16 protein-coding genes are annotated in these 20,676 nt (G+C 49.0%); 14 read left to right on the top strand and 2 right to left on the bottom strand.

Translation table 11 applies throughout. From position 1 onward, the window contains the following. Window positions 1-77 precede the first annotated feature (77 nt). The 5 genes from KB186_RS21680 (at window position 78) to KB186_RS21660 (ending at window position 8,662) form a co-directional block, all read left to right on the top strand. Window positions 78-2,609, top strand: coding sequence for an NEW3 domain-containing protein (locus KB186_RS21680; protein ID WP_232774352.1), 2,532 nt, complete (start codon window positions 78-80; stop codon window positions 2,607-2,609). 112 nt (window positions 2,610-2,721) lie between these two features. After that, window positions 2,722-4,230, top strand: a complete 1,509-nt coding sequence (gene argH / locus KB186_RS21675; RefSeq protein WP_173612016.1) for an argininosuccinate lyase — start codon at window positions 2,722-2,724, stop codon at window positions 4,228-4,230. Then, window positions 4,230-5,246 (top strand): N-acetylglucosamine kinase, encoded by a 1,017-nt coding sequence (locus KB186_RS21670; RefSeq protein WP_232774351.1) that lies wholly within the window; start codon window positions 4,230-4,232, stop codon window positions 5,244-5,246. Before argH ends, KB186_RS21670 begins: the two co-directional genes overlap by 1 nt. 9 nt (window positions 5,247-5,255) lie before the next feature. Beyond that, the gene (locus KB186_RS21665) at window positions 5,256-5,993 is read left to right on the top strand and encodes a PIG-L deacetylase family protein (RefSeq protein ID WP_173612014.1); all 738 of its coding nucleotides are present in this window, start codon (window positions 5,256-5,258) and stop codon (window positions 5,991-5,993) included. Window positions 5,994-6,136: 143 nt separating this feature from the next. Beyond that, on the top strand, window positions 6,137-8,662 hold the full coding sequence (locus tag KB186_RS21660) for an SEL1-like repeat protein (protein WP_232774350.1): 2,526 nt from the start codon (window positions 6,137-6,139) through the stop codon (window positions 8,660-8,662). 60 nt (window positions 8,663-8,722) lie between these two features. On the opposite strand, the gene KB186_RS21655 is transcribed toward KB186_RS21660, so the two are convergent. Next, a complete protein-coding gene (locus tag KB186_RS21655) occupies window positions 8,723-9,103 on the bottom strand; it encodes a RidA family protein (protein ID WP_232774349.1) in 381 nt (126 codons plus the stop codon). 410 nt (window positions 9,104-9,513) lie between these two features. Between KB186_RS21655 and KB186_RS21650 the strand changes: the two genes are divergently transcribed. Further along, the gene (locus KB186_RS21650; RefSeq protein WP_232774348.1) at window positions 9,514-10,071 is read left to right on the top strand and encodes a nitroreductase family protein; all 558 of its coding nucleotides are present in this window, start codon (window positions 9,514-9,516) and stop codon (window positions 10,069-10,071) included. Between the two features lie 126 nt (window positions 10,072-10,197). Further along, complete coding sequence (locus tag KB186_RS21645) at window positions 10,198-10,812, top strand: PH domain-containing protein (RefSeq protein WP_173612008.1); 615 nt, start codon at window positions 10,198-10,200, stop codon at window positions 10,810-10,812. A 147-nt stretch (window positions 10,813-10,959) separates the two neighbouring features. Here the strand turns inward: KB186_RS21645 and KB186_RS21640 are convergent, their stop codons facing one another. Beyond that, window positions 10,960-12,654, bottom strand: a complete 1,695-nt coding sequence (locus KB186_RS21640; RefSeq protein ID WP_173612007.1) for a PucR family transcriptional regulator — start codon at window positions 12,652-12,654, stop codon at window positions 10,960-10,962. 214 nt (window positions 12,655-12,868) lie between these two features. On the opposite strand from KB186_RS21640, the gene KB186_RS21635 reads away from it, so the two are divergent. From KB186_RS21635 to KB186_RS21605, 7 genes are all read left to right on the top strand, one after another. Beyond that, window positions 12,869-13,477 carry an ankyrin repeat domain-containing protein gene (locus KB186_RS21635; protein WP_047071401.1) on the top strand — a complete coding sequence of 203 codons (609 nt, stop codon included), beginning with the start codon at window positions 12,869-12,871 and terminating at the stop codon, window positions 13,475-13,477. An 8-nt stretch (window positions 13,478-13,485) separates the two neighbouring features. After that, window positions 13,486-14,400, top strand: coding sequence for an oxamate carbamoyltransferase subunit AllH family protein (locus KB186_RS21630; RefSeq protein WP_173612006.1), 915 nt, complete (start codon window positions 13,486-13,488; stop codon window positions 14,398-14,400). Next, entirely contained in the window at window positions 14,382-15,926 is a 1,545-nt protein-coding gene (gene fdrA, locus KB186_RS21625) for an acyl-CoA synthetase FdrA (RefSeq protein ID WP_173612005.1), read from the top strand. Before KB186_RS21630 ends, fdrA begins: the two co-directional genes overlap by 19 nt. Before the next feature lie 2 nt (window positions 15,927-15,928). Next, window positions 15,929-17,356 (top strand): YlbE family protein, encoded by a 1,428-nt coding sequence (locus tag KB186_RS21620; RefSeq protein WP_173612004.1) that lies wholly within the window; start codon window positions 15,929-15,931, stop codon window positions 17,354-17,356. 78 nt (window positions 17,357-17,434) lie between these two features. Next, entirely contained in the window at window positions 17,435-18,916 is a 1,482-nt protein-coding gene (locus KB186_RS21615; protein ID WP_173612069.1) for a cytosine permease, read from the top strand. Between the two features lie 18 nt (window positions 18,917-18,934). Next, window positions 18,935-19,885 carry a carbamate kinase gene (gene arcC, locus KB186_RS21610; RefSeq protein WP_173612003.1) on the top strand — a complete coding sequence of 317 codons (951 nt, stop codon included), beginning with the start codon at window positions 18,935-18,937 and terminating at the stop codon, window positions 19,883-19,885. Window positions 19,886-19,912: 27 nt separating this feature from the next. Beyond that, window positions 19,913-20,365, top strand: a complete 453-nt coding sequence (locus tag KB186_RS21605) for a nucleoside deaminase (protein ID WP_173612002.1) — start codon at window positions 19,913-19,915, stop codon at window positions 20,363-20,365. The last annotated feature ends 311 nt before the right edge of the window (window positions 20,366-20,676 follow it).

Below are 20,676 nucleotides of genomic sequence, written 5' to 3'. Positions count from 1 at the left end.
ACATCAATGAAATGCATACGTACAGACCGCCATGATTGATATAGACATCAATCTGAATGGAATGGAGGAGTTGTTCATTGAGTAAGGGGAAACTTGCCAAGCTGTACACGATTACGGCTGCAGCGGTGCTAGCCACGAGTCTGATTATGCCGGTAGCACCCGAGACCGCCCATGCGGACCGCGGGGTTGTCGACCTGTGGAAAGCCATCAAGCCGCTCACCACGATTGCCAGTGCGATGAACACCGGAGCACATCCGGACGATGAGCACAGTTCGATGCTCGCGTACTTGTCGCTTGGCAAAGGGGTGGACACATCCAGTGTCATTGCGAACCGAGGCGAGGGAGGACAGAACGAGATAGGCAGCGAGCTGGGTAATGCGCTGGGGATCATTCGTACCCGCGAATTGCAGGAAGCTTCCAAAATCACGAACATCCATCTGGAGAACCTCAGTGAAAAAATCGACGACCCTATTTTTGACTTCGGCTTTTCCAAAAGCCCGGATGAAACCTTGCAAAAATGGGGCGAGGATGTCGCGTACGAAAAGCTCATCCGCCGTATCCGGACACTGAGACCTGATGTCGTGATTCCCGCATTTTTGAACGAACCTTCGACTCACGGTCATCATCGCGCGATTAATGTCATTACAGTACGGGCATTCAAGGATGCCGCAGATCCAAACATTTTTCCACAGCATACAAAAGAAGGCTTGGCTACTTGGCAGGTGAAGAAGCTGTATCTGCCTGCAAAGGAACAGGATTACTCGGTCAAAGTGCCTGTTGGCGACTATGACGAAATTTATGGGGCCTCTTACGTCCAACTCGGCGAAGAATCCCGTTTTATGCACAAGAGCCAGGGGATGGGACGTCACTATGACGAGGGACCCAGCTTCAATTATTACAAGCTCGATCAATCCATCGTAGAGACAAAAGACAAGGAAGCAGACTTTTTTGAGGGAATTGCCTATTCGTTTGACGATTTAGCGAAGGAAGTGGCCAGCCAGTCTGGCGGGGAAAAAGTCGCGGGTGAACTGAAAAAGCTGCAAAAGGATGCCGCAGAGGTCATTGCTGCGTACCCAAGCTTTGCCTCCGTAGCCAAGGAAGCGCATGAGATGTTGGCGGATGTGGAAAAAGCGACGGCAGCAGTCGAAGCCTCCACCTTGCCAACTGACACGAAAACAGACTTGCGCCATCGTTTGGGAGTGAAGAAATCCCAGCTGAACAAAGCTAGTGCCGAAGCGCTCTCGCTCGTAACCAAAGTAAAGCCTGAGACAACCGAACTGGTAGCAGGGCAAACGACAAAAGTAACGGTCACGGCTTACAACGGCGGCCAAGCAAAAGTCGGGAAGATCAATCTCGCGCTGAATGTACCAAAAGGCTGGCAAGCCAAGCCGCAATCGACCACCAGTTTCTCATCGCTCGGCTACAATCAGACGGTGAAAACGACTTTTGATGTCTCAGTTCCTTCTAATGCTGCTCTGTTCCAACCGTATGCCGCTCCTGCCATTACAGCAGATGTCAGCTACAGCTTTGCAGGCTCGACGGCGAATAGCCATGTGACACCAGCAGATGCCATTGCAGTTCTTCCATCTTTTTCTATGGTGCTGAGTCCAAATGCGACGGTTTTGAATACGCAGAAGCCAGAGGAGCCAATTCCGGTCAAGGTTACGGTGAAAAACTACAATCCAGGTGCAGCGAAAACAACTATCTCTCTCGATGTACCAAAAGGCTGGAGCGTAGAACCACAAGCAGCACCGCTCGCCTTTGAAGCCAAGGGAGAAACGAAGTCCGTTGCCTTTACGGTCAAAGCAGATGCTTCCGTCCAACCGGATAAGTACACGGTGACAGCAGTAGCGTCTGGCAGTGGAAAAGAGAGCCGACACGGAGCCCAAGTCATCCGTTACCCGCATATCGGCACGACGTACTTTGTCCAACCAGCGACGCTTGCCATCCAGGCATTTGACTTGAAGGTGCCGGAAGGATTGAAGGTCGGTTACGTATCCAGTGGCTTTGACAATATCGATCAGTATTTGTCCCAATTGGGAGTCGATGTGACCAATTTGTCGGCAAAAGATATCGAGTCTGGTGATCTGGATCAATACGATACGATCGTGCTGGGCATTCGCGCTTATGGTTTCCGACCTGAGCTGATTCCTTCGAATGCACGCTTGCTGAAATACGTGGAAAACGGCGGAAATCTGGTCGTGCAATACCACAAGCCAGAGGATAAATGGAAGCCGGAGTTGGCTCCTTATCCGATTAAAATCGGTGCTCCGCTGATTCAATGGCGTGTCACAGATGAAAACTCCAAAGTGACAGTATTGGCGCCTGATCATGCTTTGTTCCATTCGCCAAACAAAATCACGGAGAAAGATTGGGACAACTGGATTCAGGATCGTTCCGCTTACAACCCATCCGAGTGGGGCAAGGAATACACAGAGCTTATCTCCAATGGAGACGAAGGCGAGAAGGAATTTACGGGTACGTACCTCACTGCCAAGTATGGTAAAGGAACGTATACCTACAGCTCACTCGTGTGGTATCGCGAAATTCCGTCACTCGTACCGGGTGCGATCCGATTGTTTGTCAACATGATCAGCCCACAGCAGTAATCATAGTAGAAGGGAAGGCGATCGTTCAGGCGGTCGCCCCCCTCCCTAAAAGAAGAACAGACGCAAAAATAGAAGCAGCTTACGAATGGGTAGGGAAGGAGATGCAAGAAAGATGAATTACAGAGAGCGAATTTTTCAACAGGAGGGAGCCAGCTTCCCTGGCAAGACATACGTGGAGGCGGTTTTGGAGCCTGCATTTAATGAAGCGAAGCACCATCTGCTGCATCCGATGATGGCGATCAACAAGGCACATTTGATCATGCTTCGTGAACAAGAATTGCTCACAGACGACGAGGCTAAAAGAATTGCTGGTGCACTGTGTGGGATCGAAATGGAAGAGCTGCGCCAATCGCATTACACCGGACAGTTTGAAGATTTGTTCTTTCAGGTAGAGAGCCGTTTGCTGGAACTGGCTCCTGATGTGGCAGGAAATCTGCATCTGGCTCGCAGCCGCAACGACATGGGGATTACGATTTACCGCATGGTGCTGCGTGAAAAATTGTTGGTGACCTTGGCTTCTGCCCTCTATCTGAAAGAGCATTTGCTCCTCTTTGCAAATGAGCATGTGGATACGATCATGATTGGCTACACACATACACAGCAGGCACAGCCGACGACAATGGCGCATTACATCATGGCGGCTACTGACATGCTCAGCCGTGATATCAAGCGACTGATCCAGGCCTATCACACAGTCAATCGCTCACCGATGGGGGCAGCGGCCTTGACGACTTCTGGCTTTGCGATCAGCCGGGAGCGGATGCGCGAATTGCTCGGATTTGATGAGTTGGTGGAAAATTCCTATGATGCAGTCTGCGGAGCGGATTATTTAGGGGAAGTAGCGACAGCCGTACAATTGGCAGCTATCAATTTGGGGCGTACGGTTCAAGATATGCTGCTCTGGTGCACACAAGAATTTGCGGGGTTAAAAGTCGCGAGTCCATACGTGCAGATCAGCTCTATCATGCCGCAAAAGCGAAATCCGGTTTCCTTTGAGCATATGCGCTCTCTGTTGTCCAGTGCGGCAGGCAATGCGACGACAGTGCTTACGATGATGCACAATACGCCTTTTGGCGATATCGTGGACACCGAGGATGACATGCAGCCATACGCGTGGCGGAGCATGGGAGTACTCGAGCAGATGTATCGCTTGATGGCGAGCGTTGTGGGTACGATGGAAGTGAACAAGGACGTTCTCTTGGAGCGGGCGAAGGGCAGCTTTGCGACTGTCACTGAGCTGGCGGATACATTGGTGCGCACAGATCAGCTTTCGTTCCGCAAATCTCATCACATCGTGAGTCGTGTGGTAAAAGAAGCGATGAGCGAGCAACTCGCTGCAAACCAAATCAGCTTGGAGCTGGTAAACCGTGCAGCCTTGGAAGTAATCGGGCGGGAGCTGTCGCTCACAGCAGAAGAGCTCAGACTGGCACTTGACCCGGTCCATTTCGTAATGATCCGCAAGCTTCCTGGTGGACCAAACCCAGAGGAAATGAAGCGCATGATCGCTGTTCGCCAAGGGGTTCTCCAGCAGGAAACAGAATGGCTGGCACAGAAAAAACAGGCGATTGCGAATGTGATGAAAGGGTTAGATCAGATGACAGCTGAATGGAGTGTGGGGTAATGGCAGCGGTGCGAATACCTCTTCTGGCAGTGGACGGAGGGGGCACCAAGTGTCTGGCGGTACTGGTGGACCGCTCCAGAAATGAAATCGGTGCAGGCCGCTCCGGTTCATGCAATTATCAAGGGATCGGGGAGGAAGCGGCAGCTCGTGAGTTGGTTGCAGCGATCAGCCAAGCTTTGGACGATGCGGTCGCTCGTCAAACAGTTGCCCCTTTTATGAGCGGCACGCCGACCCCGGATGGACGAATCGAATGGGAAATCGAGTGCGCGGTGTTCGGGATCGCTGGCCTGGATACGGAGTATGATCGACAGGTGATCTCGCGAATGGTGAGCAAGGTGCTGCACCAGCTCGGTATTCGCGTCCAGCAGCTAATTGTGGAAAACGACGGGTTTGCGGCATTGCTCGGTGCGACCGGAGGCAAACCAGGCATTCTGGTCATCGCAGGCACAGGCTCGATTGCCTTTGGTGTAAATGATGATCAGGAAACGGCGAGAGCAGGAGGCTGGGGGCATCGGGTCGGTGACGAGGGCAGCGGCTACTGGATCGGCAAGCAAGCGATTATGGCAGTATTAAAAGCAGCGGATGGCCGCGGCGAGCCGACCGTATTGAAGGAGCTGCTCCTCCCGCACGTTGGACTGGGACGCGTAGATGAATTGTTTAATTGGACGTACAGTGAGCATTATTCCGTCGAGAAGGTAGGAGAGCTGTCGCCGTTGGTCAGTCAAGCGGCACTTGCCGGAGATGAGGTGGCAGCAGCTATCTTGCAGGTCGCAGGCGAAGAGCTTTTCGATGCTGCTCGGGCGGTCATTGATACGTTGCAAATGAAAGCCAAGCCGTTTCAGATGATCATGCAGGGAGGCGTTTTGCAAAACGATGATCGCGTGCGAGAGATCGTCGTAGAGCGCGTCCGAGAGTACGCTTCGCAGGTCGTCATCGAAAAAGCGCAAAACGATCCGATTTACGGTGTCATAGCAAAGGGATTGGCTTATTTAGAACGCCAATCGGGCGGCAAGTGAGGTGCAGATATGAAAAAAGTAATGGTTGTCTTTCCCCATCCGGACGATGAGTCTTTTGCCTGCGGGGGAACGTTGGCAAAGTGCAAGGATGCTGGACACGAAACATGTTATTTGTGCATTACCTCCGGTTGTAAAGGTCGCAGCGGTCCATTCGATATCGATTGCAGAGAAAAGCTGGCAAAGCATCGAGAGCTAGAGCTGAAAACAGCGGCGGAAGTGCTGGGAATCAGTCGTCTCGACTTGTTCCGGTACCCGGATGGTTCCTTGCAAAATGCCGACCTGAACGAGCTGGTGGGCAAGATTCGGGAAGCGATAGAGGAATGGAAGCCCAATGTCGTTGTTACGTTTCCGCCGGACGGGGTAACGGGTCATCCCGATCATATCGTCACGTGTGAGGCGACGACGAGAGCGGTGGAACAAGCGGAAGCGAGCTTGGCTCCGGCAGAATATCCTGATCTGTACTATGTTTCGATCCCGCACTACTACGATCATTGCCCGGATCATGGTCCAAAGCCAGCGGTTCCGATCACAGGCAAGGTCGATATTTCAGGCTATCGGACACAAAAAGGAGAGGCGCTGAAAGCTCACCTCAGTCAGGAGTATTCCGTCAACCGCGCTTATCCGGGTGTGATCGATGGGGACTTTGGCGTCATTGGCTGCTATGAGTACTTTACTTTGGTGCGGTCAGCGGGCAAGGCGATCGAGCCGGTTAGTGTGGGTGGGAGTATTCCTGTCATTGAGCTATAGTCTAAAAAGTAGAAAGGGCTGACCAGCATGATTTTCGCTTGTCAGCCTTTTTCATTGGATAGACCATCAGTCGGATTGTTTTACCGTGCTAGAATTGCTTACAATGTGGTCAGAAGCAATTGGAAATCAAAGGGAGAGAAGACATGTCACATAGAGTCTATGTATATAACGTCAGTGAACCTTCTCAAGCACAAGGCAACGACACGATGATGGTGGAATGGGGCTATGAGGTCCCACTACTCTTGCAGCCGCTCTTCATAGAAGGTTGTGTAATCGCCGGAAACAATTACAACAATCATACCGAACCGGACAATTCCGGACTCTTTTACGACGCGCAGGCAGGCATCGAAAACGTGAAGCGATTCTACGATTTCCTGGAGAGACAGGAAGGACTAATCCGTAACGAAGAAGCATTTTTGGAAGCGAGGAATCAGCTTCTGAACTATCTGGAAAAACGAACGCTTCCGTATTTTCACATTGATGCCTGGGACGTATTCAATATGGATGACATCCCTCATGACGAGCAGGCGGAAACTTTGCGGGCAAATATTGCCCATAACAACGAGATCATGACAAAGGCAATGGACAACGATGACATCTCGCTATTGAACTACTCCGAATTGGTGGATGTGAACCCGGGCTTTCGTTCTTTTGCCGAGCTGCTCAATTATGAGGACTACCAATACGGCTGGGGACACATCTGGCAGCCTTATGAAGAACATCCTGATGTAGAGATTTTTGAGGAAGTTGGCTTGTTTGGTCTCAAAGACGCAGAGGGAAACGTATTGCTCGCCCCTCAGTTCGATGCCTTTTACGATTTCGCTTCCGAAGATCTCGCCGTAGTCGCTAGAGATGGCAAATACGGCTATGTACATAAATCCGGGAGAATCGTCATTCCGTTGGAGTGGGAGGACGCCTACGATTTTGAATATGGCTCTGCTGGTGCGATTGTCAAACGAAACAGTCGATATGGTCTGATCAATCTGGAAGGCCAAACGATTGTCCCTACCCACTACGAAGAGTTAGAACTGCTTGATTACCAAGGATTTTACACGGCAAAGAAAGACGGAAAATGGGGCGTTCTGGACGAATCTAGTTCTGTAACGATAGATTTTGAGCACGAAGAGGCTTTCAAGTGTGGGGTCGGCTTTTACCATACGGCGGTCAAAGGCAGGAAAAATCGGAAAATCTTTAACGAATATTGGAAATACGTCGGGGAATTCCCTCTGGCGGCGGTGGAACAGATCGACGAAGGGTTTACCCTCGTCAAACCACACAAGGGTACAAATCATAGCACCTTGTACAAAAAAGACGGCACTGTCGGGGCATCCGGCTTCGATAAACTGAATCGGCAAACCCATTTTCCGAATCTGCTCGTTCTGCGCAAGGGGAAGAAGTACGCCGCTTATGGCAAGCAGCAGGAGAGCCTTTTGTTGTCGTATGAATACGATGAACTAATTGATTTGCAGGTGTATACGGAGGCAGGGCAGGGCAATCAGGTGCTGGCGAAAAAAGATGGGAAGCTAGGCGTTTTTCATGGAGATGCCGATGAACCAGCGTGGTTATTCCCCCTAGACGATTATGAGAACATTTTTTGGCTGCATCAGGATGCGTATGCTTTGAAGAAAAATGGATTATGGAGCATTGCCTTATCTCCGGAAAAGCGATGGAGTGATTTCGAATTCGATCTGGTGGTGAAAAAGGCACTGGTCGAGGGTTTTGCTTATGCCTTCAAGGATCACGACGTTTATTTAGTAAGCGAGTACGGGCTGTCGAGGGCAGATAAAACGCTCGTTCTGGAGGATGCCTGCGATCGTTATTACAGCTATTATTTTGATGCCGAGGTTCGCAAGCGACTGCTGGCCTATGCCAAAGGAGAGCAATCCGATATTGACAGCGTAGATCAGTACACGCCAGTAGAAACGTTGTACAACCTGGGCATGGAAGCGTATGAAGCAGGTGATTATGAGAAAGCCATTCTGTACGATACGCTTGCTGCTGAAAAGGGCTTTGCCCCATCCATGAACAATCTTGCCCATATGTATTACAATCTGGAAGGCTTCGAGGATGCTGATAAAGCTTTTTACTGGTATGAATTAGGGGCTGCGGCAGGCGACCACCATGCTATGAACGGATTAGGCTGCTGCTATCGACATGGGATAGGCACGGAGCCTGATGCCGATCAGGCTATGTACTGGATGGGCAAGGCGGCCGAACACGGTCATGCGCTGGCTCACAACAATCTTGGCGCGACCTATTATGACGGGGAGCTGGTGCCGCAAGATTTGGACAAAGCTCTCTGGCATTATGAACAGGGAGAGTTATTAGGCTCTCCGGTTTTTGATTGGCTTGGCTATTTGCATGATTCAAAAGGGAATTACGAAAAGGCGCTGCATTATTATCAGCAGGACTACGAAGCAGGCAGCGATTTCAGTGCCTATAATTTGGGGATTTTCTACAGTAATGGGTATGGTACAGCCAAAAATATCGACGCCGCCATCACTTATTTTCATGCTGCTTTGGAAAGAGATTACCCGCATGCACATATCGAACTGGCAAGAATTTACCGGAATAAAGCGCAACATGTGGACGAGCTTCTGGCGAAACATCACCTCGAAGAAGCAGAGAAGGCAGGTCTTGATATCCCTGAGGAGCTCACACAATCGTAGAAAATGCAAAAAGCGGATCGACAGAAAAAGTCGTCGGTCCGCTCCAACTAATAAGCATGCTTAAACAATAGCTTCCACTTCAATTTCAACGAGCAGACGCGGGTCGATCAATGCCTTGACCTCGACCATCGTAGCGACAGGCTGAATCTCGCGGAAAAACTCCCCGTGTGCTTTTCCGATCTCTTCCCACTTGCTGATATCCGTAACAAACATCCGCGTTCTGACCACATGAGACAAATCAGCATCTAATTCTTGCAATGCTTTTTCAATTGTTTCCAGGATAAATCTTGTTTGTTCATAGGCATTGCACACGCCAACGACTTCTCCGTCCTTCATGGCAGTGGTACCAGCCACTTCGATCCGGTCGCCTATTCGGATTGCGCGGCAATAGCCCACGACAGGCTCCCAAGGTGAACCCGTGAATACTTTCTTTCGATTCATAGTAGAATGCCCCCTCTCATTTCCGCAATAATTGGAATATACTACAAAAAGGAAAGAGAGTGGAGCGGTTTATGGACTTTTTTCTCACCCTTTTTTCCAAGTACAAGTGCTTGATCCACACTGCGTTTGGTCATGAAGAATACATTCGTGTGGCAAATAAGCTAAGTTCTCGTGGCATTCGTTTTCGCACACGCATTCACTCCCATGCGCTTCGTCATTTAGGGGGAGACATGGGGATGCTGCCCCAAGAAAAAGACCATAAGCAATATGATATCTATGTTGCGAGAAAAGACGAACACCAAGCACATTCAGCGATACATGCTCGGTGATAGATACCTGTACGAACGCGAATAACCTTCGATATAATGATGGGGATTCGTATGAAAATGGTAAACCGAGGAGGAACCAGTATGTCCGTACTAGAGGCACTCAAAAGCAGAAGAGCCGTGCGTAACTATATTCCAAAAGAAGTAGAAACCGAAAAAATCCAAGCGTTGCTAGATTGTGCAGTGTTAGCTCCGAACGACCGCTTGCGTCAGCCGTGGTATTTTTACGTAATCAGAGGAGAAGCGAAGCTGCGGTTCGAGGCAATCGCGAAGGAATTTTTGCTGGAGCGTTTTCCGACCAAGCCGAATCTCGTGCAGGATTCCTTGGCCGTCCTGGAAAAAACACCGCTCGTCATTGTTGCGACTGCTGATGTGATCCCAGGAGATGAAGCATCCTCAGAGGATAACGAATATGCGGTTTGCTGCGCGATTCACTCGATGTGGCTGGCAGCAAAGGAACTGGGACTGGGCATGGTATGGCGCACGAGAGGAGTCGGCTTGGTTCGCGACGAGCGCTTGCTGCAATTCCTTGGATCGCCTGAAAATAAAAAGGTCGTGGGCACGCTGTTTGTTGGCTATCCTGAGGCAGATGCTCCTGAAACTAGTAGGGTGGCAGCGGAAGAAAAGACGACCTGGCTGTAATGCTCCAGCTGGCTTCTTTGAAAAATACGGAACGGAAAAGAAACCCTAGTTGTTTGCAACTAAGTCCCCTCGCGCACGTATATAGGGGTAAGGTTAGACCGTACATATTGAGAGGAGCTGTTTCAAATGTTTGGAAAGCTTGCGGCAGACGCTCTTGGCTTGAGCAATGTGGGAATCGTGGTAAAACCAGCGGATTACGACAAGGTAGACGCGGATGATTACATCTTGCACGAGGACCATGAGAAAATCTATTTTTTGATCAAATCAAAGTCCGATGAGTACTGCTTCACCAATCTGGGGCTGGTTCATCTGGATGGAACGAGTGCTACCAGCAAAAAACGCATGCTGCGCCGCTATTCCTACCATACACATCCGATCTCTAACGTGTATCTGGAAACAGCCGGAACCGTCGATTTGGATGTAGAAATCAAGTTCACGATGGGCAATGAGCACTACTCGATCGATGTTAACAAAAAGCATTTGGAGGAGCTAAAAGACCTCTACAAAGCCCTTGTGAAGATCGCTTCGATTATGCACGATAACGAAATTGCGCTTCAGCATGCAAAAGAAAGCCTCCACGTCGCCCAAAGCACACTGGGTCGCGTAACTGGCCAGCAAGCGGACGTAGCTTCACAATTCAAGTCGATCAACCAATACACCTTCGATTGGCTGGAGGACATCCGATACAAGTATGTCGTCAAAGATTTTGGGAAAGTCTTTGAAAAATACATTCATAACTAAAAAAGAAGAGCCTCTTTCAAAAGAGGCTCTTTTATATTCAAGCGAAATCTTCGTCAAGCCCCCTACTCTAATGAGTAGTTCAAAACGAGCAATCCAAACACCTTCCTCCCGACCACTACAGCCCGATGACCAAGCTCTTTCAATCTTTTACTCCTTATGCAAAAGCTTGCCGATCTTGAGCGCCAGCTGGATTTGGAGCAACTCCTCCGAGTTTTTCAAATCCATGTTCAAAATCTCCTTGATCTTCTCGATCCGGTAAATAAACGTGTTGCGGTGAATGAACATCGCTTTCGCCGCTTCACTGACGTTTTGATTGTACAGAAAGTAATTGTCCAAGGTCACCATAAGGCTGGTGCCTAACTCTTGATCATGCTCGTACAGTTTCCCGAGACGCTTCAAAAAGAAGTCTTCCAGTTCGATGTCCTTAATGTTGGAACCCAGGAAATGATAGACGGAGTAATCATCAAAATGAGAGACGTCGCCCTTGCTGTTGAACTTTTGCATCAGGCGGATCGCTTCATGTGCTTCGGTAAAGCTCTTATGCAGCGAAGCGATGTTTTTATACTGACGTCCGACCCCAATAAAGAACAAGGTTTTCTTGATTTTATCCACGAGAGCGCTGTACAGCTCATTGGCGAATTGCTTGGCTTCACTTGCAGACACCACAGGACGATGTTCATTTTGTCCGATGAGAATGATGATTCGATTGTTTCGATAAAAGCAGGTCACCTCTCCCGGTGCTTTGCTCGCGTAATCATACACAAGATCCACGCATTTTTTTGCGATCCGGTCCAGCTCGTACTTGCGATCGATTATATCCTCCAAATTTTCCAACTCAACTGGCTCAATATTAATAACCGTACAAAAATACATGTAGCTCGATTGCAGTCCGTGCAAATCACATAAGGTTTGCAGTGAGTCAGCCGAAGTGATTTTACCTGTGAGCAAGTCATCGAAAAAGTCTTGTCTGATCTTTAGCTTCACTTCCTCGATTTCCCTCGCCTTGATCCGCTCCAGCGCCACGATGGTGGATGCCTGTTCCAGCACGATGTAGTCAAATTCAGTCAGCTCCCACACAGTTTGCCAGACGACGATGTATCCGTAGATGTGATTGGCAACGGCAACGGGTAAAATCCTGCATTTAACCTCATAATCCTTCGCCTGGTAGATACGCTTGATAGACTTTTTGATTTGGCTAATATTTTTCGGGACGGATTCCGTGAAGTCACGGGTAAAAACAGGTCTGTTTTTGATCAAGGTCAGGCAGGAGTCAAGCGGAATCGGATTGTGCCAGATTTCCGTGTAATGAAGCAGATGCCAGTCCTGATCCAGAATAAGGATGGGGTTGTTGATCGTCTCAGACAGCTCGGAGGCGATGCGATCCAGTCCGCCACCTTCCAGCGCAATGCGAAACAGGGCATTATGCATGTCCAATGTTTTGCGGTTCAACAAATCATAGCGCCCGGAGGCTTTCTCATTAATAATGGCAATCACTTTCGACAGCGTGTATTCAAAAGGCAGGGCCAAGAGCGGCAGTCCATATTTGTTGGCATGATCAATCATGTTTTGAGGGATTTGATCGAAATAGCGGTGCATCTTGATGCAGAGCCCGGAGCAGTTGATCTCCGCCAGTTCCTTGATGATTTTATTTTGTAGCTCGGGATTGTCCTTGAAAATATATCCGGTGGAGAGCAGTAATTCATTGGAAGACAGCCAGTCAAAAGCATCCGGGTTCTCCATGATATTGACGATGGAGATGACGTTATTGATGCCTTGCTCTCCCGCGATGATTTTGATGCCGTCTATGGATTGAATGGTAAGCAAATCTTTGATGGTCAGCACCCTGTTCACTCCTTTGCCACAAAGGGATTCCTGTAATTGTGCAATGTGCACAAGTGAACCTCGATTTTTTTAGTTTCCATACACAATGACGATTCCATTCACCCTGTCTAAAATAATGATGTAAGTACGGGGGCTTGTCTAATTCTTTTTTAAAAAGCAAGCACTCAGCCAATCTTGGCAGGTTGTTCCATCACGAGATCATGGAGGGCTTACTATGACAGACAAAAGCGTAGTACAAGCATTTCTCGAGGCAGCGGCTGAGGGGAATATCGAGGCACTGAAAAAGCATCTGGAGCAGGGCGTAGATATTAACGCAAGAAACAGACAAAAGCGTACAGCGATTTTGACTGCTGCCATGAACGACAAATTGGAAGCGGTATCGTTTTTGGTAGAAGCGGGTGCAGATGTAGATTTGCAGGATGAGACATGCTTCAACCCGTTCTTGTTCGGTTGCATCAACGGCAAGCTGGAGCTCGTCAAAATGATGATCAAGGCAGGAACAAACCTGGAGCTCTTGACTCGTTTTGGTGGCGTAGGGATTACACCAGCGTGCGAAAAAGGTCATGTGGACATCGTACGTGAGCTCGTAACGACGACGGACATCAACGTAAACCATACGAACTTTGTAGGTTGGACGCCACTCATCGAAGCGATCATTTTAGGCGATGGCGGTGAAAAGCAACAAACGATCATCAAACTGTTGATTGAGCATGGCTGCAATGTGCACATGGTAGATAAATACGGAGTAACACCGCTTGAGCTTGCGAGAAGAAAAGGCTACACCGAGATCGAGAAAATCTTGCTGGAAGCAGGAGCAAAGTAAAGCGTCCCATGTACATCCAGGCGTTGTCGGGCGATGCTGGTTTCCTTGAGCGTTTGGCACGAGCAAACTTTAGCGGGACCGTACACAGTATTTTTGAGCGCACGATCAATCTGAAATGCAGCGAAAACGGGGAATTGTACACCATTGGCAACCATCAGCTAGACAATGCACCGAACACGCTCATCATTAATGTAAAGGGCTTTTCAGAGCTGGGGCTGTCCGTTAACGCTCCGGTCATTACAAAAGAAGATAGCTCGCTCGTTATGGGAGCGAATATACGAATATGGACTCAGCAAGCAACAAAGTGGGAAGGAGAGCTTCCTTCCTATCCTTGTGACATAGAAGGCGTAGACATATTGCGCAGAAATGTGGCGTTCACGAAGAACTACGTGGACGTATACGGCAAGACGGGGGGCATGAAAATGTCCTCCCAACCTGCCAATCCGTTTGAGAAAGAGATGTCCCGTATGCTGATCCAGCGTGCAGGCAAGCTTTCCGACGATCTGGCAAACAAACGCATAGAGTCAGCCACTCAGCATGCGATCAGTCTAATCGGGCTGGGGCCGGGCTTAACGCCATCGGGTGACGATTTTTTAGTGGGATTGTGCAGTGTATACAAAATGCAGAACATTTCCTCTTGTTTGTCATGCCCATTTTTCGATGAAATCGTCCGTTCGTCCCAGGCATTAACGAACGAAATCAGTGCGATCACGCTGAAAAAAGCAGCACATGGACAAGTAAGAGAGTCGTTAAATGACTTACTTTCATGTATGGTGTCTGGCTCCACGGAAGAGCTTGTCCCTGTTTTAGACAAAATCATCGGGATCGGCTCGTCGTCGGGTACGGATATCCTACTTGGCATCCTATGTGGTTTGGAACGAAATCTTGAAGCTGGAGGTAATGTATGTCTACCAAAGTCGTAATCAAGCAAAGCACGTATTTTGACTCGGTATCCCTGATGTCTCTATCTACAAAAGCGAATCAAATTGAAGGTGTCGAACAAGCGGTTATCGCAATGGGCACCGACATGAACAAAGAAGTATTGAAAAACGTTGGTTTGCTCACACCTGAGCTGGAAGCAGCGAAAACGAGCGACTTGATGATCGTGGTGAAGGCAGCGACAGACGAGCTGTGCGAGAGTGCTCTTATCGCCATCGAAGAACTGTTCAAGAAAAAGGGCGGCAGCAAATCCGCAACAGAGATCAAATATTCCACGATTGATTCTGCGGCAGCCAGTATTCCAGAGGCAAACCTCGCTGTCATCTCGGTAAACGGCGCATTTGCGGCGAGAGAAGCAAGAAAAGCACTGGAAAACGATCTGCACGTCATGCTGTTCAGCGACAACGTGAGTATCGAGGAAGAGATCGCCCTCAAGCAATTTGCGCATGAAAAAGGCCTCTTGATGATGGGACCTGACTGCGGTACGGCGATTATCGGCAATGTGGCACTGTGCTTCGGAAACGCTGTGAGAAAAGGCAACATCGGGATCGTAGGTGCATCTGGTACAGGAAGCCAAGAGGTGAGCGTGCGTATTCACGACTTCGGCGGCGGTATCACGCAGCTGATCGGAACAGGCGGTCGCGACCTCTCCGAGCAAGTCGGCGGCATCATGATGCTCGACGGAATCAAAGCACTTGAAGAGGATGAGGCGACAAAGGTCATCGTGCTCATTTCCAAACCGCCAGCACCAAGTGTTCAAGAAAAAGTGTTGGCCCAAGTGAAAAGCTGCAAAAAGCCTGTCGTTGTGTACTTCATTGGTGGAGAAGAAACCGCAGTTCTGGAAGCAGGCGGACATTTTGCCAAGACGAGCAAGGAGGCTGCCATCAAAGCAGTTGTGCTGGCTGGTGCCAACGAAGACGAGCTCAACAAGCGCGCTCTTAACTGGCCGCTGATTGAAGAAGTCCGGGCAAAGCTGTCACCTGAACAAAAATACATTCGGGGGCTGTTCTGCGGCGGTACACTGTGCGACGAAGCCATGTACCTCGCAATGGACAAGTATGAAGACGTATACAGCAACATCCAAAAGAAAGCGGACTACAAGCTGAAAAACATCCATGAGAGCAAGGCTCATACTTTCCTCGACATGGGTGATGACGACTTTACAAATGGCAAGCCGCATCCAATGATCGATCCTTCCACGCGCATCGCGAGATTTTTGGAAGAAGCGAAAGATCCTTCCGTCGGCGTCATTCTGATGGACTTCATCTTGGGCTTCGGTTCCCACGAAGATCCTGTCGGCGTGATGCTGCCAGCGATCATTGAAGCAAAAGCGCAGGCTGCCAAGGAAGGCAGACATCTGGAAATCCTGGGCTATGTGTTGGGTACTGACCTCGATACTCCGAACTTCGATGAGCAAGTGAAAAAGCTGATGGATGCGGGTGTAACGATTGCGAGCAGCAGCACGAACGCAGGTCTTCTGGCTAGAGAATTTGTTGCGAAAGGGGAATAATCATGAGCAAAATCAACGAGCTGTTTAACGGGAAAATTCATGCGATCAACGTAGGGATCGAGTTTTTCAAAGACGATATCATCAAGCAAAATGCGAATGCGTCTCATCTGGATTGGAAGCCACCAGGCGGCGGAAAGCCTGAGCTGATTAAAGCTCTCGACAGACTGGAAAATGCAGCTGTTGCGGAGAAAATCGCGGCGGCAAACAAGCTGGCGGTAGAGCGAATCATCAACTCCCAGCCAATGCTTGTTGGCTTCGACCAAGCGATCAATGTGGTACCAGGCATGACGAAAACCACGATTCTGCACGCAGGTCCGCCTATTACTTGGGACAAAATGTGCGGAGCAATGAAAGGTGCCGTAACCGGAGCAATCGTATTCGAGGGCTTGGCAAAAGACATCGAGGAAGCTGAACAGGTAGCTGCTTCCGGCGCAATCACGTTCTCTCCATGCCACGAACACAACTGCGTAGGCTCCATGGCAGGTGTGACATCCGCTTCAATGTTCATGCATGTGGTGAAAAACAAGACGTATGGCAACATCGCTTACACCAACCTGAGTGAGCAAATGGCTAAAATTTTGCGCATGGGTGCCAACGATGAAAGTGTCATCGCTCGTCTGAACTGGATGCGCGATGTATTGGGACCAATGCTGCGTGATGCGATGAAAATTGCAGGTGAAATCGATCTGCGTCTCATGCTGGCGCAAGCACTGCACATGGGTGATGAATGCCACAACCGCAACAACGCAGGTACGAGCTTGTTGATTCAAGCGCTGACTCCGTACATTTTGGAGACAGATTTCACAAAAGAGCAAAAGCGCGAAGTGTTCGAATTCGTAGCGAGCAGCGATTACTTCTCTGGCCCGACATGGATGGCGATGTGCAAATGCGCGCTGGATGCAGCACATGGAATCGAAAACAGCACGATTGTCACCACAATGGCGCGCAATGGGGTAGAGTTCGGTATTCGTGTAAGCGGCATGGCTGGCAACACATGGTTTACTGGACCAGCACAAAAGGTAATTGGTCCGATGTTTGCAGGCTACAAGCCAGAGGATTCCGGCTTGGATATCGGGGACAGTGCGATCACCGAAACATATGGGATCGGTGGCTTCGCGATGGCGGCAGCTCCAGCGATTGTTGCGCTCGTAGGCGGAACGGTTGAAGAAGCGATCGGCTTCTCCACCACGATGAAAGAAATCACCACAGCCGAAAATCCAAACGTCACGATTCCGCTCTTGGACTTTAGCGGAGTACCGACAGGAATCGATATTCGCCAGGTGATCCAGACAGGCATTCTGCCGATTATCAACACCGCCATTGCGCATAAAGACGCAGGTATCGGCATGATCGGTGCGGGTATTACATATCCGCCGATGGAAGCTTTTGAAAAGGCATTGCTCGCAGTGACGGAAACGATTAGCCAATAGCTTTTCATCCTAGGTGACTCAGCTTTCGCAGCAAAAGAAGGTTGCGAAAGCTGAGTTGAAAGAGGAAGGTGAATGAACATGGGACAGGCAAATGTAAAGGAATCATATGAAGAATTCAAGTCCTATGGATACGCGGACGATATTTTGCCAAAGACTTCCGAAAATCGAGATTGGGGCACCTTTAACTACGTGACCGTATGGATGGGCGCTGTGCACAATCTCATGTCGTACATGACGGTAGCCGGATTCTTTGTCCTCGGATTATCCGTTCCGCAAGTCTTGTGGGCAGTCATGATTGCTGCCTTGATTGTTTCGGCTGGCTATGTGTTGAATGGCTATGCGGGAACGAAGTACGGGATTGGCTATTCGATGCTGTTGCGCAGCTCCTTTGGGGTAAAAGGCTCGGTCATTCCTGCTATATGTCGCGGGCTTATCGCTGGTGTTGTGTTTTTTGGGACAAAAACAATTATTGGCGCACAATCCTTTAATGTCATTTTTGAGAAAATATTCCCTGGCTATATGAATATGGTTCCAGGCTTTGATTTTCTCGGATTAGATTTCCCGACGATGCTTTCTTATGTGATCCTCTGGGTCATTACAGTTGGATTGTTTTTAGGTGGAATGAAAATTCTCAGTCTGTTTAGTAAATGGTCTTCACCGATCATCTATATTTTCATCGTAGGTGCAGCAATTTGGGCGATCAGCGTTGCTGGCGGATTTGGTCCAATCTTTGCTTATGCTCCTGCCAAACCGATGGAGAATTGGCTTGTATTTATCGCGTGTGTAAGTGCTTTGGTATCGAACTGGGGTGGCCCGATTGTCAATATCGCAGACCTTACGCAAAGGGCAAAACACCCGAAAGCTCCGATGATTGGTCTGCCGCTTGGAATGATTGCATCCTACATCTTGTTTGGAATTACGTGTGTAGGATTGTTGGTTGGGACGCAAATCGCGTTTGGCATCAAAGACTTTAATGTAGTCGTTGCCATTGATCAAATTGGGAATCCGGTTGCCGTCATTATTTTGTTGCTGGCACTGAATATAGGTTCGACGAGCTATGTTGTGTTTGGGAATTTGCTTCCATCTGGACTGCAAATGACAGCGCTTCTTCCGAAAATGTTTACAGTGAAATCAGCGGCTATCTTGACAGCTGTATTGGGGACTGTCATTTTACCTTGGAAGCTGGTAAATGGTACGGCTGCACTGTATATGTTCTATAGCTTTATCGGCTCCATGTACGGTCCAATTACGGGGATCATGCTGGTCAGTTTCTTCATTGAAAGAAAAAGAAAGCTAGATTTATCTGCGATCTACGTAAAACCGGGTGAAAATGGAGAATTCAAGAACGGCTTTAATATGGTGGCATGCGGCGTACTGATCGTCAGCTTCTTGATTACGTTATCCGGCTCTTTCTTGCCAAATGTGCCACTATTGGCAAACATCAGCAAGTCAGCATTCCTTAGCGGGTCGATCATATCCGGCGTTTTATACGCGCTGTGCTATAAATGGAATAAACCAAGCACGATCACGCAGAGTGAAACAACTGCAAAAGTATCTTAACAAAGGGAGAAGTGCCCAGTGGAAAAACTCGTTATTGTTGCAATCGGCGGCAACTCATTGGTTAAGGATAATGGTCGAAACACGATTCAAGACCAGTATGAAGCCGTATGTGAAACCGCAGCAAATATAGCAGATATGGTGCAAGAAGGGTACAACGTAGTCGTTACTCATGGCAACGGACCGCAGGTTGGATTTGCTTTGCAACGATGCGAAATCGCCAATGAAGTGTCCGGGATGCCTACGATCCCGCTGGTCAATTGCGTGGCGGATACACAGGGCGGAATCGGCTACCAAATCCAGCAGGCACTCACCAACGAATTCGCCAAAAGAGGAATCAACAAAAAGGTTGCGAGCGTCATCACACAGGTAGAGGTCAGCAAGGATGATCCGAACTTCCAAAATCCAACGAAGCCAGTCGGCTCCTTCTTCACGCTGGAGCAGGCGGAAGAGATGCGCAAAGAGCATCCGGACTGGGTATTTATCGAAGATTCCGGTCGCGGCTACAGAAGAGTGGTTCCTTCTCCAAAGCCAATCGACATCGTGGAAAAAGACGCAATTAAATCGTTGATCGAAGCGGGATATGTGGTAGTCGCTGTTGGCGGAGGCGGTATTCCGGTTGTGAAATCGGGCGAAAATACGTACGATGGGATTGATGCTGTCATCGACAAGGATTTTGCCACCAGCTTGCTGGCAGAGCAAATCGATGCACAGACACTGATCATTACGACAGGTGTTCCGCAGGTATGCATTAACTTCGGCAAGCCGGATCAAAAGGCGCTGGAGCGCATCACGGTAGAGGAAACGAAGCAATACGTTCGTGAAGAGCATTTCGCAAAAGGCAGCATGCTGCCAAAAATTGAGGCAAGCCTGAGCTTTTTGGAGAAAAACGGGTCAAGCGTGATCATTACGAACCCGGAGAGCTTAAAGGATGCGATTACGAACAAAGCAGGGACACACATCGTAAAATAAAGGCCTCTTGAGGGAGGAAGCAAGTCTATGGATTACATGAAGCTGGCAGTGGAAAAAACGCTGGAAGGCATGAACAACAAGCTCGGCGGACCTTTTGGAGCGGCTGTCGTGAAAGGGAACGAAATCATCGCCGTATGCAGCAACCGCATGATGGCAGATATGGACCCGTCCCAGCACGCAGAGATGGTAGCCATTCGCGAAGCGTGCAAGACGCTGGGCACGATGGACCTGACAGGCTGCGAAATTTATGCGACATGCGAGCCTTGCCCGATGTGCGTGGGGGCTATCATTTGGTCCGGGATCAAGGTTGTTCATTACTGCTCAACTGCGGAGGATGCGCATGAGAACGGTTTTTCGGATAAGCATCTTCGCGACTATTTTTCCGGTAAGGATAAGAGCGTTTTGAACATGATCAAGGTGGAGAAGCGTGAGGATTGCGATCAGTTGTTTACGTACTATCACAAGCTGAACCAAGCATAGAAAGTAACTGAATAGCAGATAAGAAACACGGATGTAAGGGCCTTAAAAGGGCCTCAGACTGTAGAGAAACCCCCATCCTAAATTTCGCGGATTGGCAGAAAGAATTTGACCTTCTAGAATCGCTCCTAACTCGTTTTACGAGGGTGAGGAGGCATATTTGTACCCTCTAAAATCAAGCTAAAAGTATCCTTTTTTCGGAAGGGGACTTTCTCTACACTCTGAACATTTCTTATAGAAATGTATAACTTACTGCACCACCCTATGTACCCAGTGTCATACAATACACCAGAAATTGCATAATGTTTTGACAG

The sequence above is a fragment of the Brevibacillus sp. AF8 genome (genome assembly GCF_021270385.1).
In the GTDB taxonomy this organism is placed as follows: domain Bacteria; phylum Bacillota; class Bacilli; order Brevibacillales; family Brevibacillaceae; genus Brevibacillus.
The sequence above is the reverse complement of the archived record's forward strand: the minus strand, read 5'-3'. Positions and strand labels throughout refer to the sequence as shown.